The 939-nt window shown below is 59.2% G+C and carries 1 protein-coding gene and 1 pseudogene; both read left to right on the top strand.

Annotated elements, in window-relative coordinates:
- The first annotated feature begins 313 nt into the window (after positions 1-313).
- The gene (locus AWB81_RS43535; protein ID WP_062644782.1) at positions 314-628 is read left to right on the top strand and encodes a hypothetical protein; all 315 of its coding nucleotides are present in this window, start codon (positions 314-316) and stop codon (positions 626-628) included.
- Positions 629-654: 26 nt separating this feature from the next.
- Positions 655-867: pseudogene (locus tag AWB81_RS43530) on the top strand (aldehyde dehydrogenase family protein); the annotation flags it as partial.
- Between the last annotated feature and the right edge of the window lie 72 nt (positions 868-939).

Genomic DNA, 939 nt, shown 5'->3' with positions numbered 1-939 from the left:
CACACACTCTGTGATAACGTCATGATTGGCTCCGGTCGTCCACGGGTCTTCGGACCCATTGAGCTTCGAGCTCGTACATCGCTGGGCACGTCCCAGCCGGCTCGACCGGAGCCACCTTACACCGCCAGCGCTCCGCAGTCACCCGTACAACTCGTCGGTCTGAGGCGGAGCCTCGTTAGGAATTCTTATCGGCCGACTAACATCGGGAGTACTGGTTGATCGGGTGCATGCGCCGCTCGTAGCGTGCGTTTTCTTCGCGGCTGGCGCTGCAGGGTTCGTATTGCTGAAGTAACTCGATAGCTACCCCAGCGCGTTGCTTGCATCGGCGCTCGTCGGCCTTGCGATCGGCGCGGAAGGCGATCTGCTTTCGTATCTGGTGCGGTCGTATATCGGCCTGAAGAATTTTGGCCTATTTTATGGAATCGCATTCTCGGGCTATGCATTCGGTGCCGTGTTCGGGCCAGTCGCCGTGGGTCGGTATTTCGATTTGCAACGCAACTACGGGATTCCACTTCAGGTTGCACCCTTTTTGTTGCTTGCCTCGGGATTACTGCTTTTGAGTCTCGGTCGTTACGTAAAACCCGGTACACAGACCAGCAGCAAGCTCAAGCACGCGGCTGCGGATTGACGGGATGTTGACGACGCCGGGGGACGGCGCTGACGAAAGGCGCATCGATCGTGGCCGGCGGCAAGCGCCACGCGCGCGCTCCGACACGGCTTTTTCGAGCCGACCGTGCTGACTGGCGTCACGCCGGACATGAAAGTTGCGAAGGAAGAGACGTTCGGTCCGTTCGCGCCGACACCGAATTCGGGCTGGCTGCGTATTTCCATAGCCGCGACATCGGATGGAAGAAACGCAAGGCGGTTTCAAGCCGAAGTGCAACAGGGGGGTTAATGTTTAGCGTTTTGAGGTTGGGTTGCTGAGGCGAGCGTGGCGGC

The sequence above is a fragment of the Caballeronia arationis genome (genome assembly GCF_001544975.2).
GTDB classification, from domain to species: Bacteria; Pseudomonadota; Gammaproteobacteria; order Burkholderiales; family Burkholderiaceae; genus Caballeronia; species Caballeronia arationis.
This window is presented reverse-complemented; position numbering and strand designations above follow the sequence as displayed.